A 5,824-nucleotide genomic window follows, 5' to 3' on the forward strand; every position below is an offset into this window, starting at 1 on the left:
ACCCCGGCGCGTCCGCCGGGGTCTTCCGCTGTGTGAGGTCAACGCGTGACGTCGACTCGCGACGTCGACCGGCGATGTCGAACGGTCGCGTCAGCCCAGCCAGCAGCGGATGACGGTGTCGTTCTCGACCTCGAAGTTCAGCCGCCCCTGCAGGAACTCCATGGTGATGATGGCGCCCGGCGGCAGCGCCCTGACGGTGGTCCAGCCGCGCTCGCGCGCGATCCGCTCGGCCTCGGGGGCGGCGAGGCCCACATAGGAGTCGGGCGCGTCGTCGGGCTGTGCCGGAGGTGTCGGTATCGATGCCATACGGCTCAGCCTAGGGCTTCCGGGCCGTCCTGGCCCGGTCTGCGGGGCGAGCGACGGGCGAGCGGGCGGCGACGGCGGACGGTGACGGAACGCTCGCCTCCGGCGGATGCCCGGTCACTGTCCCCACGCACTTACGTACGACCGCGGTCACACTTGTGTCACAGGATCACGACACATGTTCGGTGACTCCTCCAGGTCTTCGGACCGCTGTTCACATGTCCGCCTTAAGTAAGCGATAAGCAATTCGGCAGACTCGAAGATCACCGTATTTTCCGGGCTCCGAATTCCCCCGTTCGACGCTCCGTCGGTATTTGACACGCCGTACGGAATTCACCTCGCCCTCGCACAATCATCGGCGGTACGACACCTTCCGGATGACCCCGGACGCGGCGACTCCGGTGTTACGGAGCGTCCCCCAGCGCCCGCGAAAGGCGGTCCCGCGCCGTCCTCATGTGCTCCGTCAGCTCCGGCGGTTCGACCACCTCGAAGTCGATGCCGAGGAGCATCACGTGGACCACCATCACGTCGAGACCGCCCGCCCCGGTACGCAGCAGACAGCTGTGCTCGTCGACCGGCTCCAGCACACCGGCGGACGGTGACACCAGCTGCGCCGCCTCCGCCGCGGACGCGTGGAGCCTGATCACCGCGGCCTCGGCGTAGGCCCGGGTGGAGACACCCTCGGAGACATAGGCGGCCAGATCGTCGGCGGGCGGTTCACGGGGCGGGAAGCGGGGGCCGTGCGGCGGCCTGGGCGTGATGCGGTCGGCCCGGAACGTACGCCAGTCGGCGCGGTCCAGGTCCCAGGCGACCAGATACCAGCGGCGCTCGGTGCACACGAGCCGGTGCGGCTCCACCGTGCGGCGGCTGGCGGCGCCGACGTGGTCGAGATAGTCGAAGCGCAGCCGCTCGCCGTCCCGGCAGAGGTTGGCCAGCTCGGTGAGGAGGCTCGCGTCGACGGTCGGGCCGCCGGGGCCGCGGAGCATGGGGACGGTGAACGCGTTGAGCGCGCCGACACGGCGGCGCAGCCGGCTCGGCAGGACCTGTTCCAGCTTGGCGAGCGCGCGGACGGAGGTCTCGCCGATGCCGTCGATGCCGTGGCCCGCCGCCGTACGCAGCCCCACCGCGACGGCGACGGCCTCCTCGTCGTCCAGCAGGAGCGGCGGCAGCTCGGCCCCGGCGCCGAGCTGGTAGCCGCCGCCGGTGCCCGGACTGGCGTTCACCGGGTAGCCCAGCTCCCGCAACCGGTCGACGTCGCGCCGTACGGTGCGGGGCGTCACCCCCAGGCGTTCGGCCAGGTCGGGGCCGGTCCATTCGCGGTGGGCCTGCAGCAGGGAGAGCAGGCGGAGCAGTCGGGCCGAGGTCTCCAGCATGCGTCGATTCTGCCAGCGGTCGAGGACAGGGACTGTCCGCATGCGGGGGCCTGGGCGGGGGCGGTCGGGGCCGTCAGTCCCCCGGATCCAGGCGTACGCGGAGGTCGTTGTCCCCCGAGTAGCAGGGGGCGGCCAGCCAGCCGTCCGCCCGGTACGCCGGGTAGACGTAGATGCTCCCCCGGTCCCACACGTCGTCGAGGATCCGGGAGAGCCGGACGGCGGCCGCGCCGTGCGCGGGCAGCAGCCACAGGTCCCACAACCGCCGCACCGTCATGGCCGGTTCGGCCAGCGCCGCGTACGGCAGGGTGAAGGTGAAGGCCCCGCCCGGCCCGCCCGTGACGGGGACCCGACGCGTACGGGGCTCCTTGTCGCCCTCGCTCCCGCGCCGCCGCGCCTCGGCCGTCGCGCCGTCGCCCGCCTCGGCGCCGTACAGCACGCCCTCCACGGTCATGGCGCCGTCCGCGAGGTGGATCGCCCCGGCCTCCGCGTGCGGTGCGCGGACCCAGCAGCGCAGCGCGAGACGGCCGTCCGCGGTCGGGTACGGGACACGGACGGTGACCGGCCCGGCGCCGGGGATCCGGTCGACGAGCGCGCGCAGGTCCCGGGTGCCGGGGCGGACGGGCCGGCCGTCGCGCTCGATCTCCCAGTGGCCCTCGGCGAGCGGCACGGCGTGGTCCAGTACGGCGCGGGGTCCGGTCAGCGGCAGGCGTACCTCGTCCGCGGGCGTGGCGCCGCCGCGTCGGCGCAGCACCAGCTCCGTGCCGGCGGCCCCGGCGGGCTCGGCGGGCTCGGTCAGCTCGGTCAGCTCGGTCAGCTCGAAGGTGACGGTGCCCGCCGCGTCGGCGGTGCAGTGCGCGGTGGGGGCGCTCATGGGGTCCTCACCCTGCGGACCACGGCCGCCGCCAGTTCGCGCACCGTCCGCGTACCGCCCACGAGGAGGCCACGGCCGCGCCGTACGGCGCCGAGCACCGCCCCGCGCGGTCCCGCGTCCCGGCGCCGCGCGACCAGGGCGGCGTACAGGGCCTCGTGGCGCTCGGCGATCCGCGCCGGGTCGAACCGGGCGGACGACTCGACGGCCGCCAGGCTCGTACGCCGCCGCAGTTCGTCGTCCTCGATCAGCGCGAGGAGTCCGCCGGCGATCGCGTCCACGTCCCCGACCGGCACCAGCCGGCCGTCGACCCCGTCCTCGATGATCTCGCCGGGCCCGTGCGGGCAGTCGGTGGAGACGACGGGTACGCCGCAGCGCATCGCCTCGACGATGGTCATGCCGAAGGATTCGTGGCTCGACGTCACGACGGCGATCGAACCCTTGACCCACTCGGGCTCCAGCGGGTGCGCCGTGCCCATGAGATGGACGTGGTTGTAGAGCCCGCGCTCCTCGATCAGGGCACGCAGCGCGGCGCGTTCGTCGCCGGTCTCGTCCCCCGCGCCGTAGATCCTCAGCCGCCAGTCGGGGCGGGCGGCCACCACTGTGGCGAAGGCCCTGACCAGCAGGTCGTACCGCTTGACCGAGGTGAGCCTGCCCGCCGCCACGACCCACCTCCCGGTGGAGTCGGCGGGGGCGACGCTCGGCGCGGGCACGCTGCCCGGCACGGCGTCGATCCGTACGCCGGGCAGGCGCAGCCGGGACCGGTAGGCGCGCGCGTCGGCCTCGGTGACGGTGGTGACGGCGTCGAGCAGCATGTACCGGCGGGTGATCTCGCGGCGCAGCCGGTGGCTGTGACTGTCCAGCGTGAGGTGCTCCTGGCCGACCCTGACCGGGCCGCGCCGGGTCTGCCGGGCGATATGGCAGTTGAGCCCCGGCCGGGTGCCGACGACGACGTCGGCCGTCAGCGACCGCAGGTGCTCGGCGATGCGGGTGTCGGTGAGGCGGCTGTACTGCCGGTGCCGCCCGTCGCCGCGCGGGAAGACCGTGGCCGGCCGGGCGAGGTCGGGGTGAGCGCCGTCGTAACCGGCGCTGTTCTTGCGCAGATCGACGAGATGGCGCAGCAGGACGCCTTCGGGCGCGCCCAGTGTCGGTTCCTCGCGGTGCCGGAAGACCGAGACGATCTCGACGTCGTGCCGCTCGGCGAGCGCCCGCGCGAGATTGAACGTGGTGCGGATCGTGCCGCCGACGCCGAAGGCGTTGTGGAGCAGAAAAGAGATGTACATGGGCTGCGGTGTCTCCCTGGTCAACCTGCCGCGACTGTAGGCCGGGTACCGGCCCGGCCGGTGCGACGCCACCGCCGCACCTTGGCGCGGCCCGCCACCGGCCCCGGGCCGACGGGGCGGGGGCGCCGGGAAGCTTCACCCGTACGGGGCGAGGGGTGTCCGCGAGGTGACGCCGTCTGCCCGCAGGGCGGGGGCGGGGCCCGCGGGCGGCTGGTGCGGTGCGTCGCGAGGCGGAGGATCCGCCTCGTACCGGGCGTACTTGGCCGGCTCCGACAACACGACGAAGTCGCGTTGTCCGTGCGCCAGGCAAGACTCACCGACGCGGAGCGACCGACGGCTCGCCCGCTGCCTCGTCGGTGCGTGCGATCGCGCGGCGGCGGCGGACCGGTGTTGCCGAGGACCGACCGTCCTCGCCCGGCCGACGACCACAACGCGACGGGCGCCGGGCCAGGGCGCGTCTTGTCGATCGGGCCCGATCAGGGAGCGGCCGACGCCGCGGCGGCCGATGGCACGTCGGTGCGTGCGATCGCAAGGGGGAGGATCGGCGGTGCGGCCGCGGTCGTTCGTTCGAAGGCGGGCCCCCGCGGCGGTGGTTCGATTCGTCCGGCTTCGCGCGTGACCCCGGCGACAGCTCACCCGTTGTCTCTTTACGAGCCGGGAACAGCCCGGCCCACGCACCGAGTTCGAGGAGCCACCCGTGCCGCGCATGCTCGACGTCAGCGAAGACGTACGCGCCGAGATCGGCGACGAAGAAGCCGATCGCCTGCTCGTCGGCGAGAACTCCCCGGGCAGCTACGACTGCACCTCCTGCCGTACCCCGGGCGACTCCGAAACTGAGCGCACCAGCACGGTGCTGTTCATCGGCGAGGAGACCGCCGTCCTGGCCTTCGCCCACGCCACCTGCATCCCGTCCCAGGTCGTCAAGGTGGCCGAGGACCAGCTCCAGGGCGCCGTCCGCAGCATCACCGGCGCGGACCCCCGGCCGACGGGCACCGGCGGTGAACAGGCCGTCCTCGGTGTCACCAGCGGTCTGGTCCTGATCGACAACCAGTTGCACCCGGCCCTGGTGGTCGAGCCGACCGGTCCCATCGCCCGGCCCGGTTCGGCCGGCGACGAGGACGAGTTCCTGCCGCTCCTCGTGGAGCAGGGCTTCCAGCCGGTCGGCGATCTGAACCGGCCTCCGGCCACGCTGTCCGGCTGGTCCGTGCTGCTCGCCATGGGCCAGCTGCACGCGGTCCTCCAGCCCGGTACGGGCGGTGGCACCCCGGTCGCCTGGTGGCAGGCCCACCAGCCGCTCCAGGTCACCAGTGACTGGCGGGCCGCCGCCAACAAGTCGCGGACGGTCCTGGTCTTCGCGGCGCCGGTCGGCTCCATCGGCCAGCAGCCGCGTGAGGACCTGCTGCGCGACGCGCTGGACAAGGCCGCGGCCGACGGGCGTCTGGTGGCCGCGGCGATGCCGCTGGCCGGCACGTGACGGACGAGGGGCAAGCCCCCCAGGGGGAGCGGGACCGCGTCGGGGACTCGGCCCGTACCTCCGCCGGCGCGTCCTCCCACCCCTCGCGACCAGCATTTTCGCCGGTCAGGCCGCATCCGACGGACGACGGGGTCGTTGGCACCTACGTGCACTCATACGACCGTTCACGTCAGCAGTACCAGCCCCAGGTCCCCGCCATGCGCCCGGCCCAGGACCCCCCGGCCGGTTACTCGTCCGGATACTCGGCCACGCCGATCTACGACGCGCTGTACTCCGAGTACCTGCGGTCGTTCAGGACCCTGCCGGGCGACCGGAGCGGTGAGGAGAACCTGGGCTTCACCGCCTTCGGCACGGGGATGCACGGGTCCTCCTCGGGCCAGCAGTCCCCGTTCACCAGCACGTGGCAGAGCGGCCGGCAGTATTCGGGCGGCCGGCCGCAGATGGCTCTGCCGCCGGCGCCGCGCCGGGGCCTCTGACCCCGTCGCGTACACGGAGAAGCCGGTGGGCCGGCGCGGATGTCGTC

Annotated in this window: 6 protein-coding genes; 2 read left to right on the forward strand and 4 right to left on the reverse strand. The window is 73.6% G+C overall.

Translation table 11 applies throughout. The features are described from left to right. Positions 1 to 90 precede the first annotated feature (90 nt). The 4 genes from ACFUN8_RS36745 to ACFUN8_RS36760 form a co-directional block, all read right to left on the reverse strand. Positions 91 to 306 carry an I78 family peptidase inhibitor gene (locus ACFUN8_RS36745; RefSeq protein WP_382572420.1) on the reverse strand — a complete coding sequence of 72 codons (216 nt, stop codon included), beginning with the start codon at positions 304 to 306 and terminating at the stop codon, positions 91 to 93. A gap of 401 nt (positions 307 to 707) precedes the next feature. Next, complete coding sequence (locus ACFUN8_RS36750; RefSeq protein ID WP_383647620.1) at positions 708 to 1,676, reverse strand: helix-turn-helix transcriptional regulator; 969 nt, start codon at positions 1,674 to 1,676, stop codon at positions 708 to 710. Between the two features lie 73 nt (positions 1,677 to 1,749). Next, complete coding sequence (locus ACFUN8_RS36755; RefSeq protein ID WP_383647624.1) at positions 1,750 to 2,547, reverse strand: hypothetical protein; 798 nt, start codon at positions 2,545 to 2,547, stop codon at positions 1,750 to 1,752. Then, complete coding sequence (locus ACFUN8_RS36760) at positions 2,544 to 3,827, reverse strand: glycosyltransferase family 4 protein (protein WP_383647626.1); 1,284 nt, start codon at positions 3,825 to 3,827, stop codon at positions 2,544 to 2,546. Before ACFUN8_RS36760 ends, ACFUN8_RS36755 begins: the two co-directional genes overlap by 4 nt. Positions 3,828 to 4,524: 697 nt before the next feature. On the opposite strand from ACFUN8_RS36760, the gene ACFUN8_RS36765 reads away from it, so the two are divergent. Beyond that, positions 4,525 to 5,301 (forward strand): hypothetical protein, encoded by a 777-nt coding sequence (locus ACFUN8_RS36765; RefSeq protein ID WP_383647629.1) that lies wholly within the window; start codon positions 4,525 to 4,527, stop codon positions 5,299 to 5,301. 197 nt (positions 5,302 to 5,498) lie between these two features. Then, positions 5,499 to 5,777, forward strand: coding sequence for a hypothetical protein (locus tag ACFUN8_RS36770; protein ID WP_383647631.1), 279 nt, complete (start codon positions 5,499 to 5,501; stop codon positions 5,775 to 5,777). The last annotated feature ends 47 nt before the right edge of the window (positions 5,778 to 5,824 follow it).

Origin of the sequence: Streptomyces sp. NPDC057307, from assembly GCF_042667665.1 — a bacterium.
Taxonomy (GTDB): domain Bacteria; phylum Actinomycetota; class Actinomycetes; order Streptomycetales; family Streptomycetaceae; genus Streptomyces.